We start from the raw sequence: 17,191 nt of genomic DNA on the forward strand, positions 1-17,191 counted from the left end.
GTATTCACAGCAGCACCATCGCAATATAAGGACAGGCCATGACCCACATCATCGCCCTGGATTGGGGCACCACCTCCCTTCGGGCCTGGCGCCTGGATCGGGAAGGCCACATCACCGAGACACGCAACCAGGGGCGGGGCATCACCGCCGTCCCCAACGGCCGGTTTGACGAAGAACTCCACAGGATGGTGGGGGACTGGATGGCGGCATACCCCGAGGCGCGCCTCATCGCCTGCGGCATGATCGGCAGCAAAAACGGCTGGCGGGAAGTGCCCTACGCCCCCTGCCCAGCCCATGCAGAAGCCCTGGCAGCAGGCATCACCTCCCTTGAGACATCAGGCGAAAGAGAACTTCTCCTCGTCCCCGGGGTGCGCTTTGAATCCCAGGCCCGCACCGACGTCATGCGCGGGGAAGAGACCCAGGTCCTGGGTGCCCTGGCCGACAACGCGTCGGGCCTTGTGGTGCTTCCCGGCACCCACGCCAAATGGGCCCATGTCAAAAACGGCTCCGTCACCGATTTTTCCACGTACCTCACCGGCGAGCTCTTCTCCGCCGTCAAAACAGCCACCCTCATCGGCACCATGGTGGGCGCCCCCGTCTCCGAGGCCCTCTTTTCCCGGGCCGTTGGCGAGGCCCTCACCGGCGAATCCGGGATGCTGAACCCTTTGTTCGCCCTGCGGTCCGACGTACTCAACGGCCGCTACCCCGAGTCCGAAGTGGCCGACCGCCTCTCCGGCCTTCTCATCGGCGCGGAGCTTAAGGAAGCCTTCCAGCGCTACGGAACCCCATCTGCCCTCACCCTGGTGGGGGGAGATTCCCTGTGCCGCCTGTACGAACTCGCCTTTGAAACCGCCGGCATCCAGGTCACCCGCTGCGGCGAAGAGGCCGCCGCCCGGGGTCTCTACCGCCTTGCCACCCTCCGGGAAAGGAGCAGATCATGATCACCCGACACCTCACCGAATTCCCTTTCATCGCCATCCTCCGCGGCATCCGTCCCGACGAGGCCGTGGCCGCCGGCCGGGCCCTCAAGATCGCCGGGTTCCGTGCCATCGAGGTCCCCTTGAACTCCCCGGACCCCTTCACCAGCATCCGCCTCCTGGCCGATGACCTGGGGGAGACCTGCACCATCGGCGCCGGCACGGTGCGCACCCCCAAAGAGGTGGACGCCGTGGCCGAGGCAGGGGGACGCCTCATCGTCATGCCCCACACAGACACGACCGTGATCCGTCGCGCCTCAGAGCTGTCCATGGCCTGCACCCCGGGGGTGGGCACCGTCACCGAGGCCTTCACCGCGCTGGACGCCGGAGCCACGGGATTAAAACTCTTCCCCGCAGAGATGATTCCCCCCAAGGCCGTCACGGCCATGGGCGCGGTACTCCCCAAAGAGACCCTCCTCATCCCCGTGGGCGGCATCGCCCCGGACACCTGGCAGCCCTACCACGCGGCAGGGGCCCGGGCCTTCGGCACCGGCTCCTCCCTGTACAAGGCAGGCATGGGCATTGATGAGCTGACGCTCAGGGCCCGGGCCTTTGCCGAAAGCCTTGCCCCCCTCAAAGGAGCCTGATCCATGACCGCCATCCTCGCCATCGGAGAGCCCATGCTGGAGTTCAACGCCACAGCCAGGGGTCCCATCCACTCCGTGAACCACTTTGCCCCCGGCTTCGGGGGAGACACCTCCAACACCCTGGTGGCCGCCGCCCGATTAGGCGCCTCCGCCGCCATAATCACCCGCATCGGGGACGACCCCTTTGGCGACGCCCTCATGACCATGTGGGAAGAGGCCGGGGTGGCCACCCACCTCGTGAGCCGCACCCCCGACGCCCCCACCGGCATCTACTTCATCCACCGGGACGACAGGGACCACCACTTCACCTACTACCGAAAGGGCTCCGCCGCCTCGGCCATGGCTCCCGGTGACCTGGCCCCAAAGGCTATTGCTGAAGCAAAAATTCTCCACGCCTCGGGCATCAGCCAGGCCATCAGCGAAAGCGCCTGCGACACGGTATTTGCAGCCATGGAAACGGCCCGGGACGCCGGTGTCACCGTCAGCTACGACCCCAACCTTCGCCTCAAACTCTGGCCCCTGCCCAGGGCCCGGGCCGTGATCCACCAGGCCGCGTCCATGAGCGACATCTTCCTGCCCAGCTTAGAAGACGCGGAACTCCTCACCGGCCTCAGCGACACCACCGCCATCGTCACCACCTACCTCGCCATGGGCCCCTCCATCGTGGTGCTGAAACTGGGACGCAAAGGCGCTCTCATCGCACGGCGTGGCGAGATACCCGCAGACTTCCGCAAAATCGACATCTTTCCCGTGGAGACCGTGGACATGGCAGGGGCCGGAGACACCTTTGACGGCGCCTTCCTCACCGCCTACAGCGAAGGCAGGTCCCTGACCCAATGCGGCCAGTTCGCCGCGGCAGCCGCCGCCCTCACCACCACAGGCCTGGGCGCCGTGGGCCCCATCCCCACCCGGGAGCAGGTGGAAGAGCTCCTTGCAGGGGACACAAAAAAAACCTGACAGCAAAAACGCCTCCGGCGGCCCTGCCGGGGGCCAAACTTTTGAAAAGTTTGACAAACAGGTCTTAAAAAAAATCTGTTCGAACGAATTTCGCTTTAATGGCGGATGTACTTTGGCCCGAGGGACGAGGGGCAAAGTGCATCCGCGACCAGCTTTCAAGGTGGCACACCTTGCCGCCGGAGGCTGCTTTTTAGCAGCTGAATCGTTACCGCTCATTTTGTTAAAAAACCCCGCGCCAGGTCTCACCCCGAGGAACGAGGAAGGAGACCTGGCGCAACCTGGGATCCAGGGGATCATCCCCTGGCCGTCGGAGACGAAAGGAAAAAAAGTGACTGGAAAAAAAGAAGAGATAATAAAAAAGGTGGAGGCCATCGGCCTGGTGCCGGTGATTCGAACCCGAACCCAGGAGGATGCCGTTGAGGCGGTGGGAGCCCTCGTAGAGGCCGGGGTACCCGTGGCCGAGGTGACCTTCAGCGTCCCCGACGCCCCCGGTGTCATCAAAAGGCTGAAGGAGATACATGGAAAGGATTGCCTTGTGGGGGCGGGCACCGTCACCACCTGCGAGGAGTGCAGAAAGGCCCTTGAGGCAGGAAGTGATTTTATCGTGACCCCCATCACCGTGCCGGAGATCATCGAGCTCTGCAAGGCCCGAGGGGTAGCCATGGTCTGCGGCGCCCTCACCCCCACCGAGGTTTTCAACGCCTGGAGCGCAGGGGCCGATGTGGTGAAAATATTCCCGGCCACGGCCATGGGCGGGCCCACTTATATCAAAAACCTCTCCGGCCCCCTCTCCCAGGTTCCCGTGGCCCCCACCGGCGGCGTCACCCCGGACAACACCGAGGCCTACCTGAGAAACGGGGCCCGCTTTGTGGGCGCAGGCTCCGACCTGGTCCCCGCCGTCGTGGATGGCGCGACCAAGACTCAAATCGCGGCCCAGGCCCGGCGCTACCTTGACGCCATCAAGACTGCACGGATATAACCACCCCATGACACGAAACGACTGGATCATGGTAACGGCCTGCCTCGGCGCCCTGGCGGCAGGCCTGCTCTTCCCCGGGCAGACCGCCATTTTTGCGCCCTTTCCCAAGGCATGCATGATGGGAGTGCTCTTCTTCAACTTCCTGGACATTCGCCCCTCCGAGGTGGTGGGCTCGATCCGGGGAAAGGGCCCCCGCACCTGCGGGTTCCTCCTCTTCAAGATGCTCCTCCTGCCTGCCCTGGCCTGGGGGCTCTGCCGCCTGGTCCTGCCCGGGTACGCCCTCTCCGCCCTGCTCTTAGGGGGCATGAGCTGCGGGGTGGCAGGACCCGTCTTTGCCGCCATGTACGGGGTGAGCGCCGCCTTTGCAACGGCCCTGGTCCTCTTCACCTCCCTGCTGGTGCCGTTGACCCTGCCCCTCCTCGTCAAAACCCTGGCCGGGCTCTCCCTCAACGTCTCCCTCTGGGAGATGATCCGCCTCCTGGCCGAGGTGGTCCTCATCCCCTTTACCGCAGCAGAAACGGCCCGGCGGTTTCTCCCCATTCTCATCGAGCCCTGCCGGAAATACCGGTTCTCGGCCGTGGTCCTGCTCTTTGTCATCACAAACATGGGGATCTTCTCCGGCTACGGCGAAACCGTAGCCAACCACCCGGAGATCCTCACCGGCACCGTGGGCGCCGCCAGCCTTCTCGCCCTGCTCTTCTTCTTCCTGCCCCTGTTTCTCTACCGGAAGGACCCGGACACGGCGCTCAACACCGCCCTGGGCTGCGGCATCATGAACAACGCCATCGCCGTGATCTTTGCCGCCGAACAACTGGGCCCCACCGAAGCCCTCACCGCCGCCCTCTACGCCGTCCCCTATTTTCTCTGCCTCATTCCCCTGCGCTTTGCCGCCCGAACACTCACCCACAGCTGAAAAACAAAAAGGCCCAGGCAAATCTCGAAAGATCTGCCTGGGCCTTTTGTATGAAATCTATGACGACAAACTATAAAAAAACGCCTTCTATGGTTAAAGTCAGATGAACCATAGGGTCAAAAGGGATCAGGAAAAAACAAAAGCGATGCCTCCGGCGGCGAGGTGTGCCACCTCGAAAGCACGTTGCGAATGCGCTTTCCCCTTCGTTCCTCAGGGAAAATCACATTCGCCTTTGATTCTGATCGGCCTGAATCTGTTTTTTTAAGCCTGTTTGTTAAACTTTTTTAAAAGTTTAGCCCCCGGCAGGGCCGCCGGAGGCATCTCTTACCCCTGTGCTTCATCCTTGGGCCGGGTCTTCCAGCGGTTGTGGACCCAGAACCACTGCTCCGGGAATTTCCGGACCATCTTTTCCATGGCGTAGCTGAAGTTCTGGGTATTGGTGCGGACATCGGCCTCGAAATCACCGGTATTCACCAGGGGAATCTCCGGGCCGAACTCGCCCCGGACGAACCGGCCGTCCCGGGCCACGAAGTAGGGGATCACCGGGGCACCGGTGGTGAGGGCCAGCTGGGCGATGCCGTTGTTGGCGCTGGCTGTCTTGCCGAACATGTCCACAAACACGCTCTGATGGGGCTTGGGGGCGTTCTGGTCGCTCAACAGCCCCACGGCGTTGCCCTCCTCAAGCTCCTTGAAAATCCCCTTTACCGCCTTTTTGGTGGGGTACATACGGCAGCCGAAGCGCTCCCGCATCTCCAGGATAAACCGGTCCATGGGCTTGAAGTCCAGGGGACGGTACACCGCCGAGATCTGATACCCCGTGGCCCCCATGGAGACGGGAAGAAATTCCCAGTTCCCCATGTGGCAGGTGAGCACCAGAACGCCCTTGCCCTTTGCGTGGGCCGCCTTCAGGTGAAAAATCCCGTAAATCCGAAACCGGGCCCTGAGCTCCGGCCAGTTCCAGCGGAGGCTTCGGCCCATCTCAAAAGGAACCAGGGCAACGTGGTTAAACGCCCTTCGGCTCAGGGCCAGGATCTCCTCTTTCGACATCTCCCTGCCGAAGGCGGTGGTCATGTTCTTGATCGCCACCTCACGGTGACGCTTGTCCCGACGGTACCAGACGCCGCCGATGCCGTTGGCCATTTTCTCGGCCACGGTCTCAGGGATAAGCCCCAACAGGAGAAAAAACAGTCGAATCACTTTATAAACCAGAAATTCCATACGTCACGTCCACACCCTGATGTCGTCATACATGGCACCATACAGCCCAACCCATTGTCATCTCGGCAAAAAAACGGGCCAGACGTCTCAACGCCGTCACACTCCAATCGACTTTTCTAAGAATATGGAACTATACGGTGGGGTCCATGGTTTTGCAATGGGAAACAGCGTCTTGACGTGTTCGATGAAGGCGGACAGAAGCCGGCCCAAGGATCAGGCTCAAACCGATGGAAGGGTAAAGGGGGTGGGTCTATACACATGACGCCTGCCGGGAGCAGGCCGCGATGGTTCGTACGGAGTCTCCCCAATAGGGAAGCCCCATGGAAGCCATGACGCCCGGGCCCGGGAAGTATCCCGAACCCAGGCGTCATGGGGTTTATCATCTCAGGCCCACGGGCCGATCGAGAATTTCTTTCCAGATAACCGCCTCTTTCAGGCGCATCCGGTGTTTTCGACGGGAGTCACAGGGTTGAATGGCAGCCGTCCGAGCCTCTGGTGATACCCTTTTGGCTTTATGCCCCCCCTCCGGGCTGTCCCACAGGGAAGCTGAGTCGTCCGTCGCCTCCCAGCGTTCGTGGAGGTCCGGCCTCTCATCCTCGGCGTTCCATCGTTCATGGAGGGCGGGGCTGTCATCCCCTTCCTCCCACCGTTCGTGGAGTGAGGGCCTTTCATCGTCGGCCTCCCATCGCTCCTGGGAGATCACGCTGTCCTCCTCCAGGATCTCCTCCCGGTAGGACTCCGATCCCCCTCTGAGCTCCTCCCAGGGGTCATCGTCCATGAAGTCCTCGTCGTCTTCACCCGCCGCTTCCCGTTCCGCCTCGAGCCGGGCCTTCTCCATCTCCTGTTTCATCTGCTCGATGACGTCGCCCAGCTTGCCTTTCAGGGCGCCGCCTCCCTCAGAGTTCACAGAGGAGAGGACCTTTCTCATGATGGATCGAAAGATCAGGTAGATCACAACCAGGGTGATCAGGAACTTAAGGCCGCCCATCAGGTGGTCTCCTTATCATCCGGTCCTTTCTCATCTCCGGCGATGGAGCTGCGCATATCGGTATCGGCCATGATGTTTTTCATTTTGTAATAATCCATGATCCCCAAGTTGCCGCTTCGGAAGGCTTCGGCCATGGCCAGGGGAACCTGGGCCTCGGCTTCAACCACCTTGGCCTGCATCTCCTGCACGCGGGCCGTCATCTCCTGCTCCACGGCATAGGCCATGGCACGACGCTCCTCGGCCTTGGCCTGGGCGATCTTCTTGTCCGCTTCGGCGCGGTCGGTTTCAAGGTCGGCGCCGATGTTCTTGCCCACGTCCACGTCGGCGATGTCGATGGAGAGAATCTCGTAGGCCGTCCCCGAATCGAGCCCCTTGGCAAGAACGGTCTTGGAGATGGTGTCCGGATTTTCCAGGACCTGCTTGTGGTTCTCGGAGGAACCGATGGTGGAAACGATGCCCTCGCCAACGCGGGCAAGGATCGTGTCTGCTCCGGCACCACCCACCAGACGGTCGATGTTGGCACGAACCGTCACACGTGAAATAGCTTTCAGCTGGATCCCGTCCTTGGCCATGGCGGCGATCTTCGGGGTCTCGATCACTTTGGGGTTGACGCTCATCTGAACCGCTTCAAGCACGTCACGGCCAGCCAGGTCAATGGCAGCCGCCCGGTTGAATTCCAGGTCGATGTTGGCCTTGTCCGCCGCAATAAGGGCCTGGACCACACGGGCCAGGTTACCCCCGGCCAGGTAGTGGGATTCCAGAAGGTCGGTGTCGATGTCGATACCTGCCTTCACGGCCATGATCTTGGACTCGATGATGAGCTTGGGGGGTACTTTCCTGAACCGCATGAAGACGATATTCAGAATACCCACATGGGCACCGGACACCAAAGCCTGAATCCAGAGCTTGATGGCGGAGGCGATGACAAATAGAATCACCAGCACGATAGCCAGAACAACAAATGTTAAAATCGTGTTTAGAGGCATTCAATTCTCCTGATTTACACGTTATTTATAAGGCCTTCCACAACCGAAAGACCGGGTTACTCCAAAAGCCTTTTGCCTTCTATGGTTAAAGGTGCCTCCGGCGGCAAGGTGAGCCACCTTGAAAGCACGTTGCGAATGCGCTTTCCCCTTCGTTCCTCAGGGAAAATCACATTCGCCTTTGATTCAGATTAAACTGGGTCTGTTTTCAAAACCTGTTTGGCAGCCTTTTCAAAAGGTTGGCCCCCGGCAGGGCGCCGGAGGCTACTTTTACTCCGCGACCTTCACAATAACGCTGTTGGCGGTGACGGAGATTACGGTGATGGCGCTCTCTTTTTCGATGTACTCGCCCCGGGTGACCACGTCGATGCGTTCCTCGCCGAGAAGAGCCACGCCCGAGGGACGCAGGTCGGTGATGGCCTTGCCCTCAAGGCCCAGAAAGTGGTCCAGCCCTATTTTCTGAGAGGTGGCCCCGTCATCACTTTTGAGCTGCTTTTTAAGGGTCACCGGGGAGTGTTCCAGCACCTTGGCCCCGACAAAAACGGCGGCGGGAACAAGAAAAATATCGGCCACCAACAGGGCGTAGCCCATCTGGGTGGAGACCTCTGTGAAGACCATGTACACAGAGAGCACAAAAAGGGCGGCGGCCACCACGGAGATAAGCCCGAAGGAGGGAATGATAAACTCGGCGATGATGGCGGCAACACCAAGGAGCTGAAGGACAATGACGGTTAAGGCAATTTTCATGGGCTTGGCTGGGTTCCTTTATGCAACAGGTTCGGAAGGGGAGACTTTCCGGGCCACAATGACGCGATTCCCCTCCACGGCGGTGACCACCACGTGCTCGTTTCGATCAATAAAATCACCCCGGGTGACGACGTCAAAGGGCTCACCGTAAAAGGCGGCTTTGCCAGCCGGTCTCAGGGGGCTTAAGGCAACACCGGTGGCGCCTTTTTCGATGCGTGCGCTCTCTTTGGAATCGGCATGGGACGCTTTAAGGTCCGCATCCAGGTACGGCCCGCTTACCCTCCCGGCCATGGCGGGAACGAGGTAACGCAGCATGGCCATGGCCATGAGCAGGGAGGCGCCGAAGGAGGCCACCACGGTGAGGAGGTTCCCCCGAAACAGGTCGCCTTCCCAAGGTAGGTCCGGGTCGGGCAGCACAAAATCCTGCAGGGAGAGGATCAGGCCGAGCATCACCAGCAGAAAGCCGATGATCCCCGCCACCCCGAACCCGGGGAGGACAAAAATCTCCACCACCAGGAGCAGCACACCGATGACGATGATGAGAATCTCCGCATAGGTGGCAAGGCCCGCAATATGATGCCCGAAAAGAGCCAGGGCCAGGGCGCTGAGCCCCACGATGCCGAAGATCCCGAAGCCCGGGGCCTTGAGTTCGGTGTACAGGGCCCCAAGCCCGACGATCATGAGAATGGGGGCAATGGAGAGAATCCATCCGGAGAGGTCCTCGGACCAGGAGGGGTCCACACGCTCCGGAGCTGTTCCCCCTTTTCCTTCCCCTGCCACCACCTCGGCGATGGTTTTCAAGGTGGCCTTGGAAAACCCGAAGGCCTTGGCCTCCACGTCGTCCATGGTCAGGAGCTCGCCTTCACGCACCACGGTCCGCACGTGGTCGGGCTTCACCTTCAAATCCTCGTAGGCCTGCCTCTCCAGGTAGACTGTCTTGCCCTCGGCCTCGTAGGCCACGATCTCAAGCTCGGCCGTCACCATGGACTCGGCCAGGGCTTCACTGTAGCCGTTTTTCCGGGCCAGGGCGCGGAACTTGGCCCGCAGGGGGGACTGGAATTTCTCCCCCAGCATCTTGGGGCCTTCCTGGCTCACGGCAATGGGGGCGCAATCCCCGATGGTGGTTCCCGGGGACATGGTCAGGGCGTCGGCCGAAAGGGCAATGAGGGCCCCGGCGCTGATGGCCTTGGTCTTCACCCAGGCCACGCTGGGGGTCTCAAGGGCCGTGATGGCATCGACAATTTTCAGGGCGGAATCCACCCGACCGCCGAAGGTGTCCATTTCAAAAACCACAAGGGCAGCGCCTTGGGCATCCCGTGTGGCCCGCTCCACAAAGGCGGCCATGGCCGGTGAGACCTCGCCGGAGACGGGGATCACGAGCACCCTGGCCTCATCGGCCCGGGCAATGGAGTGGAACGGTCCCGCCGGGAGAACACACGACAGGAGCCATCCAAAGAAAAAACATACCGAAACAAGGAAAGGGGTCGACTTTTGCATGGTGATGCCTGGGGTTCAGGTAAAGAGAGTGATGCCGGGAGCCAGGTGACACAAGCGCTGGAACAAGGGGAGAAAACGGCCCGGACACCCCGATGAATGAAGGATGTACATCCACTCATCTTCCTGCGGAAGATAAAATCGCCGGATGACACCTTATTGACTATTCGTATATACAGGAAAAGGAGAAGCCGTGCAAGATCGTGTAAGCCGGGGACCGGCCGCAACAGGCGCCCATCCATCAGGCTGAATGAACAATGAAATCAAAATAATTCACGACCCCGCGGCATTTATTTGGATCCGCTCTTCTGCTATAGTGCGGCGGTTTATCAGGAACAAAATCAAACGACGGAGCCTCACCATGATCCAGCTCGACAACGCCATGAAGCAGGCAGCCCGAGGCGTTCAGGTCAATGTACCCTACCGCATGCTCATGCATGACAGGGCGCTTTTTGACCTGTTTTGCTCCCTCTGCCTCAACCCCGAGCTGGGCATGGACATCCCGGCCCTTGAGGCCTATGGCCCGGACCACTTCCGGGAGACGGCAGAGACCTTCCGACGGGCCGGAGCACGCATTACCCTCCACGGCCCCTTCGAAGGGGTGGACCCGGGGTCGGCGGATCCGGCCGTGCGCAAAAGCAGCGAACGGTACCTTGAGCGCCTCGTCAGCGCGGTGGCGGTGATGCAGCCCACACACGTCGTGTGCCACACCGGATTTCACCCGGACACCCATACCGAAGGGTTATCGGACTGGCGCAAACGAAGCCGCAGGGTCTGGGGGGAAACGGCCTCGGCCATGGACCGCTCCGGAGCACGGCTCCTCCTGGAAAATGTCCACGAACGCTCCCCTGCGGACATGGCGAGCATGGTCCGGGGCATCGACCACCTGGGGCTCTGCCTCGACACCGGCCACCTGAACGCATACGGCAACGGAGACCTCACCGGCTGGGTGGATTCCCTGGGGGATCTCACCGCAGAGGTGCACCTCCACGACAACCACGGCAGGGCCGATGAGCACCTGGCCCCGGGCCGGGGCACCATCGATTTTGCCCCCCTTGTTGCCCTGGCAGAACGCCGGCCCCTGGTCATCACCCTGGAGCCCCACAGGCCGGAAGACCTGCCGCCGGCCCTTGAATTTCTCGTCCGTCACCCCGGCCTGCTGCCGCGTTAAATACGGGCGCCGCAGAGGCAAATTCGGCATGATTCCCGCCGGATCCGGCTGGGATAAACCATGGTTTTCGAAGACGTTAATACTATCAAAACCGTGGGAGGTAACCAAGGAAAACAAGGCTCGTCTCGTCAGTGGTAGGCAAACGCAATATCCTTTAACGATGCATACTTCAGCCTCGTTTGAAAGGAAAGTAGTTCTTGACACAAAAACGGAAATTGTTCTATATCAATCGTTTAAACTCGGAAAATTCCGTTTCATCATTAAGTTGCTGTTACAAATGAAATTCTTAGGAAACCCGCGTGCGCATGCAGGTGGGTGCGAGGAACCATGGGTATTTACAAACACCTCGACAACCATGCCAAAGAGATCATCAAAGCATGGACCGCACGTTTTGCCGGCAGCTACTCGTCCGACGGCAGCCGATTCATCATGAAGGAGCAGGACCCCTTCAACAACCCCATCGGCGCCATGGCCAAGGAAGGGTTCACCGACGTCTTTGCCCTGTTGGCCGGGAAAAACGAACCCGACCCCGAGGTGCTCCGCCAGAAACTCGACCCGGTTATTCGCCTGCGGGCAGTACAGGCCTTTGTCCCCAGTGAAGGGGTTGCCTTTGTCTTTCCCCTGAAAACCGTGGTGAAAGAGGCGCTGAAAAAAGAGATCAAAGAGGGAAAAGTTACCCAGAAGGACCTGGACGGCTTTTACAACCGGGTGGACCAGCTCAGCCTGGCGGCCTTCGACATCTACATGGCCTGCCGTGAGCAGATCTATCGCCTTCGGGCCAGCGAGGTTCGCACCCGAACGCTTAATATTTTGAAGAACAAGGATATATTGTGTGAGGTTCCCGAAGTCGGGACCGAAATTTTACCACATGATGTTTATAAAAACGGGGGCTTTGAAAAATCGGATGACGATCCGGATCGAGGGCTGTAGGACGGTGGTGTGACTTCCCCCGGGAGGGTTGCCGGCCCTCCTTTAAGGTTGTGTCCGTCTTTTACAAACTTTCAATTCGGGTGCGTTCGTTTTATCAAGCACCAAAGGGTGAGGAAAAGGTATGAACGTTAATATTGTGTTGTCCCTGGTAGCGGTCGTTGTGCTGGGTGCACTCGCCTTTCTGGGCGGCAGTGCGCCTGCGCTGCAGGGAGTGTTTGGGATCCTGATACCCTACATCGCCTTCGTCGTGTTCCTGGGCGGTTTTATCTGGCGTATCATGAAATGGGCCAAGTCACCGGTTCCCTTTCGTATCCCGACCACCTGCGGTCAGCAAAAATCATTGCCCTGGATCAAGCATGACAAGCTTGAAAACCCTTACACCGGACTGGGTGTGGTGGGCCGCATGGCCTTTGAGATCCTGACCTTCAGGTCTCTGTTCCGCAACACCAAGGCCGAAATCAAAGGGGACCGGGTCTCTTACGAATGGGAAATCTGGCTCTGGCTGTTTGCCCTGGTCTTCCATTACAGCTTCCTGGCGGTGCTCGTCCGTCACATGCGCTTCTTCCTGGAGCCTGTGCCGTTTTGGATCGAAGCCCTGGAAGCCCTCGACGGTTTCTTCCAGATCGGCCTTCCCATTGTGCTGCTCTCCGGAGTGCTCCTTCTTGCCGCGGTCTGTTTTCTCTTCCTGCGTCGAGTAGCCAAGCCCAACCTCCGGTACGCCTCCCTGGCAGCCGATTACTTCCCCCTCTTCCTAATCATGGCCATCGCAGGCACCGGCATCTACATGCGATATTTCCTGAGGGTGGACGTGGTTGCCGTGAAAGAGCTCACCATGGGCCTGGCGACTCTGCACCCCACGATTCCGGCCAACATTGACCCGTTCGTCTTCGTGCACCTGTTCTGCGTATGCGTTCTCTTCGTGTACTTCCCCTTCAGCAAGCTGATGCACGCCGGTGGTATTTTCCTTTCTCCCACCCGAAACATGGCCAACAACAGCCGAGCCAAGAGACACATCAACCCCTGGAACCCCGATCTTCCGTTCGTGACCTACGAGAAATACGAAAACGAATTCAGAGAGAAGATGATCGAAGCGGGTCTCCCAGTGGAAAAGGAGTCATAAATCGTGGATATCAAACCGGAAGAGATGATCAAAATAGACAACGCTGTTCCCAAGAAGTCGTGGATGGACACGCCGCCGGACATGTCCGAAGGCAAGTTCTGCTATCCCGCCAAGGCCAAGACCTTGGACTACCTTGGGCTTCCCAACGGTCGCGACTGGTCCCCCGCCGACGAGGACTGGCAGCTTCCCGAAAACTGGCAGCAGATCATTCACGAAGGCTTCAAGGAGCGCCTGGACAAGTACCGCTCCCTCAAGGTCTTCATGGACATCTGTGTCCGTTGCGGTGCCTGCGCCGACAAGTGCCACTTCTACATCGGCTCGGGTGACCCCAAGAACATGCCGTTCTTACGGGCCGAGCTGCTCCGAAGCATCTACCGTAACGACTTCACCACCGTGGGCAAGCTCCTCGGCAAGTTCGGCGGTGCCCGGAAGATGACCCCCCAGGTCATCAAAGAGTGGTTCTCCTACCTCTACCAGTGCACCGAATGCCGAAGGTGTTCCGTCTTCTGCCCCTACGGCATCGACACCGCTGAGATCACCATGATGGGCCGCGAGCTCTTGAACCTGCTCGGTGTCAACATCAACTGGATCAAGGATCCCGTGGCCAACTGCTCCAAAACCGGCAACCACCTCGGCATCCAGCCCCAGAACTTCAAAGAGATCATCGAGTTCTTCTGCGAAGACATCGAAGAGATCACCGGCGTCAACATCAACCCCACCTTCAACCGCAAGGGTGCTGAGATTCTTTTTGTCACACCCTCTGGAGACGCCTTTGCCGACCCCGGTACCTACACCTTCATGGGGTACCTGATGCTCTTCGAGCACATCGGCCTGGACTACACTCTCTCCACCTACGCCTCAGAGGGCGGCAACTTCGGCCTCTTCACCTCTTCGGACATGATGAAAAAGCTCAACGCCAAAATGTACCACGAAGCCGAGCGCCTCGGCGTCAAGTACATCCTTGGGGGCGAGTGCGGCCACATGTGGCGCGTCATCAACCAGTACATGGGGACCATGAACGGCCCGGCCAACTTCCTGGAGACCCCCGTGAACCCCATCACCGGCACCGTCTTTGAACACGCCGCGTCCACGAAGATGATCCACATCGCCGAGTTCACCGCCGACCTCATCAAGCACAACAAGCTCAAGCTTGACCCGAGCCGCAACGATCACCTCAAGGTGACCTGGCACGACTCCTGTAACCCGGCCCGTGCCATGGGCATGCTCGACGAGCCCCGCTACGTGCTGAAGAGCGTCTGCAACAACTTCCACGAAATGCCTGCCAACACCATCCGCGAGCAGACCTTCTGCTGCGGCTCCGGTGCCGGCCTCAACACCGAAGAGATCATGGAACAGCGCCTCCGCGGTGGCCTGCCCCGTGCCAACGCGGTCAAGTACGTCCACGACAAGTACGACGTCAACACCCTGGCCTGCATGTGCGCCATTGACCGGGCGGCCCTGCCCCCCCTCATGGACTACTGGGTGCCCGGTGTCGAAGTCACCGGTCTCCACGAGCTGGTGGCCAACGCCCTGGTCATGGATGGTGAAAAAGAACGAACCACAAACCTGAGGTTTGAGGATTTACCTGGAGCGGAGGGTGATTCTGATGAATGATAAAGGTAAAATATTAGCCGGAGTGGCCATCTTCGCCGTCCTGGTCTCCTTCCCGTTCTGGTACAACACGGGATCGGCCAAGCCTGCGCCGGAGCTGGTCATCGCTCCGGAAGCCAAAGCCGCCGGAGCGTGTATCCTTCCCAAGGACCAGATGGCCAAGGAGCACATGCGGCTTCTGGACGGCTGGAGAAACTCGGTGGTTCGCGACGGTCAGCGCGTGTATGTGGCTGACGACGGCAAGAAGTACAACATGAGCCTGTCCAACACCTGCCTTGAGTGCCACACCAACAAGGCGGACTTCTGCGACAAATGCCATGAGTACGCCTCTGTTAACCCCTACTGCTGGGATTGCCACGTGAATCCGAAGGAGAAGTAGTGATGAAAGAGAGCAGACGAAGCTTCCTGAAGATCGCCGGCGTATCCGCACTGGGCCTGACAGCCGCGTCCAATGCGCATGCCATCGGCGAGTACTTCATCCCTTCAGGCAAAGCCATCAAAGACCAGAAGGTCAACGAAGCGGATCGATGGGGCATGGTCATCGACACCCGCAAGCTCACCCACGAGCTGAACGAAAAAATCGGGAAGGCATGCCACATCAACCACAACGTTCCCGAGCTTGACAACAAAAACCACGAGATCAAGTGGATCTGGGAAGAGCACTACGAACACGCCTTTACCCAGCAGCCCAACGAGTACCAGTCTGAGAAGGCCGAACACGCCCCCATCCTGGTCCTCTGCAACCACTGCGAAAACCCTCCCTGCGTCCAGGCCTGCCCCACCAAGGCCACCTTCCAGCGGGAAGACGGTATCGTTCTCATGGACTTCCACCGCTGCATCGGCTGCCGTTTCTGCATGGCTGCCTGCCCCTACGGCTCCCGCAGCTTCAACTTCCAGGATCCACGAAACGGCCTGGAAGACGGCAAGCCCACCAACCCCGAGTTCCCCACCCGTACCAAGGGTGTCGTGGAGAAGTGCAACTTCTGCGCGGAAAGACTGGCCGTTGGTAAGGACCCCTACTGCGTGGAGGCCTCTGAAGGCGCTCTCGTCTTTGGCGACCTCTCCGATGAAAAATCGGAAATTCGCAAGGTCCTGAAAGAGAACTACACCATTCGGCGAAAGGCCAGTCTCGGTACCGGGCCTTCGGTCTTTTACATCGTTTAACGGGAGGTCATCATGCTTGAAAAAGCATTAAGCGGAAGCAGAAATTACTGGCTGTGGCTTGCCGGTCTGATGGCCGTCATTGCCGTGGCCTTCATGGGATACATGGAGCAGTGGGAGTTCGGTCTCGGGATCACCGGCATGAGCCGGGACGTCTCCTGGGGCTTTTACATTGCCCAGTTCACCTTCCTCGTCGGCGTCGCCGCCGGGGGCGTGATGCTGGTGCTCCCCTACTACCTGCACGACTACAAGGCCTTCGGCCGCATCACCATCCTGGGCGAGTTCCTGGCGGTGGCTGCCGTTGTCATGTGCCTGCTCTTCATCCTGGCCGACCTCGGCCAGCCCAAGCGCGCCATGAACGTGGTCTTAAACGCCACGCCCTACTCGATGCTCTTCTGGGATGCCATTGTCTTAAACGGCTACCTCCTGTTGAACATCGTCATTGGCTGGAAGCTCCTCGAAGCCGAGCGCAACGGGGTGCCTGCACCCAAGTGGGTGAAGTTCCTCATCTACGTCTCCATCCCCTGGGCCTTCGGTATCCATACCGTGACCGCCTACCTGTACTGCGGCCTTCCCGGTCGCGGCTACTGGCTCACGGCGATCCTGGCTCCCAGGTTCCTGGCCTCGGCCTTTGCCGCCGGTCCTTCGTTCCTGATCCTCCTTTGCTTCATCGTTCGCAAAGTGACCAAGTTCGATCCCGGCACAAAAGCGATGCAGACCCTCATGAAGATCATCACCTACGCGCTCATCGCCAACGTGTTCTTCTTCCTGTGTGAAGTCTTCACCGTCTTCTACAGCCAGATCCCCGAGCACATGGACCACCTGAAGTACCTCTTCTTCGGCCACGGCGACAAGGTAGCCCTTGTGCCCTGGATGTGGACCTCCATGTTCCTCATGATTTCGGCCATTATCCTTCTTGTCATTCCCAAGATCCGGAACAACGAGAAGTACATGCCCTTTCTCTGCATCATGGTGTTCATCGGGACCTGGATCGACAAAGGCATGGGCATGATCGCCGGCGGCTTCGTGCCCAACGCCATGCACACCTACCACGAGTACGTTCCCACGCCCCTGGAGATTCTCATCACCGTGGGCGTTTACGCCACAGGCCTTCTGGTCGTGACCATCCTCTACAAGATCGCCACACGGATCAAAGAAGAGGTCAACGCCTAAGGCTCAAGCGTTTGATTGGTTGTATTAATCCGGAATGCCAACTGGATTGTTAAAAAAAACCCGCTCTCCTGATTTCAGGGGGGCGGGTTTTTTGTTTCTCCTTTCCGGTGACACAAGCAACCTTAAGGGGTCGTCATTGGCCTTGCAACCTGGGGTCCAGGGAATCATCCCCTGACCGCCGG

The 17,191-nt window shown here is 59.5% G+C and carries 17 protein-coding genes; 12 read left to right on the plus strand and 5 right to left on the minus strand.

Going from position 1 to position 17,191, the window contains the following annotated elements; genetic code table 11:
* Positions 1–38 precede the first annotated feature (38 nt).
* From BLQ12_RS20280 to BLQ12_RS20300, 5 genes are all read left to right on the plus strand, one after another.
* Positions 39–941, plus strand: a complete 903-nt coding sequence (locus tag BLQ12_RS20280) for a 2-dehydro-3-deoxygalactonokinase (protein ID WP_092213516.1) — start codon at positions 39–41, stop codon at positions 939–941.
* Entirely contained in the window at positions 938–1,564 is a 627-nt protein-coding gene (locus BLQ12_RS20285) for a 2-dehydro-3-deoxy-6-phosphogalactonate aldolase (RefSeq protein WP_092213518.1), read from the plus strand. Before BLQ12_RS20280 ends, BLQ12_RS20285 begins: the two co-directional genes overlap by 4 nt.
* A gap of 3 nt (positions 1,565–1,567) precedes the next feature.
* On the plus strand, positions 1,568–2,521 hold the full coding sequence (locus BLQ12_RS20290) for a sugar kinase (protein WP_092213520.1): 954 nt from the start codon (positions 1,568–1,570) through the stop codon (positions 2,519–2,521).
* Positions 2,522–2,849: 328 nt separating this feature from the next.
* Positions 2,850–3,500 (plus strand): bifunctional 4-hydroxy-2-oxoglutarate aldolase/2-dehydro-3-deoxy-phosphogluconate aldolase, encoded by a 651-nt coding sequence (locus BLQ12_RS27545; protein ID WP_175469970.1) that lies wholly within the window; start codon positions 2,850–2,852, stop codon positions 3,498–3,500.
* A gap of 7 nt (positions 3,501–3,507) precedes the next feature.
* Complete coding sequence (locus BLQ12_RS20300; protein WP_175469971.1) at positions 3,508–4,413, plus strand: hypothetical protein; 906 nt, start codon at positions 3,508–3,510, stop codon at positions 4,411–4,413.
* 324 nt (positions 4,414–4,737) lie between these two features.
* Here BLQ12_RS20300 and BLQ12_RS20305 read toward each other — a convergent pair whose 3' ends face one another.
* From BLQ12_RS20305 to BLQ12_RS28075, 5 genes are all read right to left on the minus strand, one after another.
* Complete coding sequence (locus BLQ12_RS20305; RefSeq protein ID WP_092213526.1) at positions 4,738–5,631, minus strand: lysophospholipid acyltransferase family protein; 894 nt, start codon at positions 5,629–5,631, stop codon at positions 4,738–4,740.
* Between the two features lie 379 nt (positions 5,632–6,010).
* Complete coding sequence (locus BLQ12_RS20310) at positions 6,011–6,619, minus strand: hypothetical protein (RefSeq protein WP_092213528.1); 609 nt, start codon at positions 6,617–6,619, stop codon at positions 6,011–6,013.
* Positions 6,619–7,605 carry a flotillin-like protein FloA gene (floA, locus tag BLQ12_RS20315; RefSeq protein WP_092213530.1) on the minus strand — a complete coding sequence of 329 codons (987 nt, stop codon included), beginning with the start codon at positions 7,603–7,605 and terminating at the stop codon, positions 6,619–6,621. The genes BLQ12_RS20310 and floA overlap by 1 nt, the downstream gene beginning before the upstream one ends.
* A gap of 267 nt (positions 7,606–7,872) precedes the next feature.
* Positions 7,873–8,349 carry an NfeD family protein gene (locus tag BLQ12_RS20320; RefSeq protein ID WP_092213532.1) on the minus strand — a complete coding sequence of 159 codons (477 nt, stop codon included), beginning with the start codon at positions 8,347–8,349 and terminating at the stop codon, positions 7,873–7,875.
* An 18-nt stretch (positions 8,350–8,367) separates the two neighbouring features.
* Positions 8,368–9,846 (minus strand): NfeD family protein, encoded by a 1,479-nt coding sequence (locus tag BLQ12_RS28075; protein WP_092213534.1) that lies wholly within the window; start codon positions 9,844–9,846, stop codon positions 8,368–8,370.
* A gap of 358 nt (positions 9,847–10,204) precedes the next feature.
* Here BLQ12_RS28075 and BLQ12_RS20330 point away from each other — a divergent pair, with 358 nt between their 5' ends.
* The 7 genes from BLQ12_RS20330 (at position 10,205) to dsrP (ending at position 17,009) form a co-directional block, all read left to right on the plus strand.
* The gene (locus tag BLQ12_RS20330; RefSeq protein ID WP_175469972.1) at positions 10,205–11,014 is read left to right on the plus strand and encodes a sugar phosphate isomerase/epimerase family protein; all 810 of its coding nucleotides are present in this window, start codon (positions 10,205–10,207) and stop codon (positions 11,012–11,014) included.
* Between the two features lie 327 nt (positions 11,015–11,341).
* The gene (locus tag BLQ12_RS20335) at positions 11,342–11,944 is read left to right on the plus strand and encodes an RsbRD N-terminal domain-containing protein (protein ID WP_092213538.1); all 603 of its coding nucleotides are present in this window, start codon (positions 11,342–11,344) and stop codon (positions 11,942–11,944) included.
* Between the two features lie 121 nt (positions 11,945–12,065).
* A complete protein-coding gene (gene dsrM, locus BLQ12_RS20340; RefSeq protein ID WP_092213539.1) occupies positions 12,066–13,064 on the plus strand; it encodes a sulfate reduction electron transfer complex DsrMKJOP subunit DsrM in 999 nt (332 codons plus the stop codon).
* A 24-nt stretch (positions 13,065–13,088) separates the two neighbouring features.
* Positions 13,089–14,678: a sulfate reduction electron transfer complex DsrMKJOP subunit DsrK gene (dsrK, locus tag BLQ12_RS20345; protein WP_175469975.1), complete on the plus strand. Its 1,590-nt coding sequence runs from the start codon at positions 13,089–13,091 to the stop codon at positions 14,676–14,678.
* Complete coding sequence (gene dsrJ / locus BLQ12_RS20350; protein WP_092213544.1) at positions 14,671–15,054, plus strand: sulfate reduction electron transfer complex DsrMKJOP subunit DsrJ; 384 nt, start codon at positions 14,671–14,673, stop codon at positions 15,052–15,054. Before dsrK ends, dsrJ begins: the two co-directional genes overlap by 8 nt.
* 2 nt (positions 15,055–15,056) lie before the next feature.
* Entirely contained in the window at positions 15,057–15,839 is a 783-nt protein-coding gene (dsrO, locus tag BLQ12_RS20355; protein ID WP_175469973.1) for a sulfate reduction electron transfer complex DsrMKJOP subunit DsrO, read from the plus strand.
* A 12-nt stretch (positions 15,840–15,851) separates the two neighbouring features.
* A complete protein-coding gene (gene dsrP, locus BLQ12_RS20360) occupies positions 15,852–17,009 on the plus strand; it encodes a sulfate reduction electron transfer complex DsrMKJOP subunit DsrP (protein ID WP_092213548.1) in 1,158 nt (385 codons plus the stop codon).
* The last annotated feature ends 182 nt before the right edge of the window (positions 17,010–17,191 follow it).

It is taken from the genome of Desulfoluna spongiiphila (assembly GCF_900101345.1).
Lineage (GTDB): Bacteria > Desulfobacterota > Desulfobacteria > Desulfobacterales > Desulfolunaceae > Desulfoluna > Desulfoluna spongiiphila.

What these genes read in the sequence shown, in the direction of transcription:
- BLQ12_RS20280 (WP_092213516.1), top strand. Translation starts at nt 39, where the DNA reads ATGACCCACATCATCGCCCTGGATTGGGGCACCACCTCCCTTCGGGCC.
- BLQ12_RS20285 (WP_092213518.1), top strand. Translation starts at nt 938, where the DNA reads ATGATCACCCGACACCTCACCGAATTCCCTTTCATCGCCATCCTCCGC.
- BLQ12_RS20290 (WP_092213520.1), top strand. Translation starts at nt 1,568, where the DNA reads ATGACCGCCATCCTCGCCATCGGAGAGCCCATGCTGGAGTTCAACGCC.
- BLQ12_RS20300 (WP_175469971.1), top strand. Translation starts at nt 3,508, where the DNA reads ATGACACGAAACGACTGGATCATGGTAACGGCCTGCCTCGGCGCCCTG.
- BLQ12_RS20305 (WP_092213526.1), bottom strand. Translation starts at nt 5,631, where the DNA reads ATGGAATTTCTGGTTTATAAAGTGATTCGACTGTTTTTTCTCCTGTTG.
- BLQ12_RS20310 (WP_092213528.1), bottom strand. Translation starts at nt 6,619, where the DNA reads ATGGGCGGCCTTAAGTTCCTGATCACCCTGGTTGTGATCTACCTGATC.
- floA (WP_092213530.1), bottom strand. Translation starts at nt 7,605, where the DNA reads ATGCCTCTAAACACGATTTTAACATTTGTTGTTCTGGCTATCGTGCTG.
- BLQ12_RS20320 (WP_092213532.1), bottom strand. Translation starts at nt 8,349, where the DNA reads ATGAAAATTGCCTTAACCGTCATTGTCCTTCAGCTCCTTGGTGTTGCC.
- BLQ12_RS28075 (WP_092213534.1), bottom strand. Translation starts at nt 9,846, where the DNA reads ATGCAAAAGTCGACCCCTTTCCTTGTTTCGGTATGTTTTTTCTTTGGA.
- BLQ12_RS20330 (WP_175469972.1), top strand. Translation starts at nt 10,205, where the DNA reads ATGATCCAGCTCGACAACGCCATGAAGCAGGCAGCCCGAGGCGTTCAG.
- BLQ12_RS20335 (WP_092213538.1), top strand. Translation starts at nt 11,342, where the DNA reads ATGGGTATTTACAAACACCTCGACAACCATGCCAAAGAGATCATCAAA.
- dsrM (WP_092213539.1), top strand. Translation starts at nt 12,066, where the DNA reads ATGAACGTTAATATTGTGTTGTCCCTGGTAGCGGTCGTTGTGCTGGGT.
- dsrK (WP_175469975.1), top strand. Translation starts at nt 13,089, where the DNA reads ATGATCAAAATAGACAACGCTGTTCCCAAGAAGTCGTGGATGGACACG.
- dsrJ (WP_092213544.1), top strand. Translation starts at nt 14,671, where the DNA reads ATGAATGATAAAGGTAAAATATTAGCCGGAGTGGCCATCTTCGCCGTC.
- dsrO (WP_175469973.1), top strand. Translation starts at nt 15,057, where the DNA reads ATGAAAGAGAGCAGACGAAGCTTCCTGAAGATCGCCGGCGTATCCGCA.
- dsrP (WP_092213548.1), top strand. Translation starts at nt 15,852, where the DNA reads ATGCTTGAAAAAGCATTAAGCGGAAGCAGAAATTACTGGCTGTGGCTT.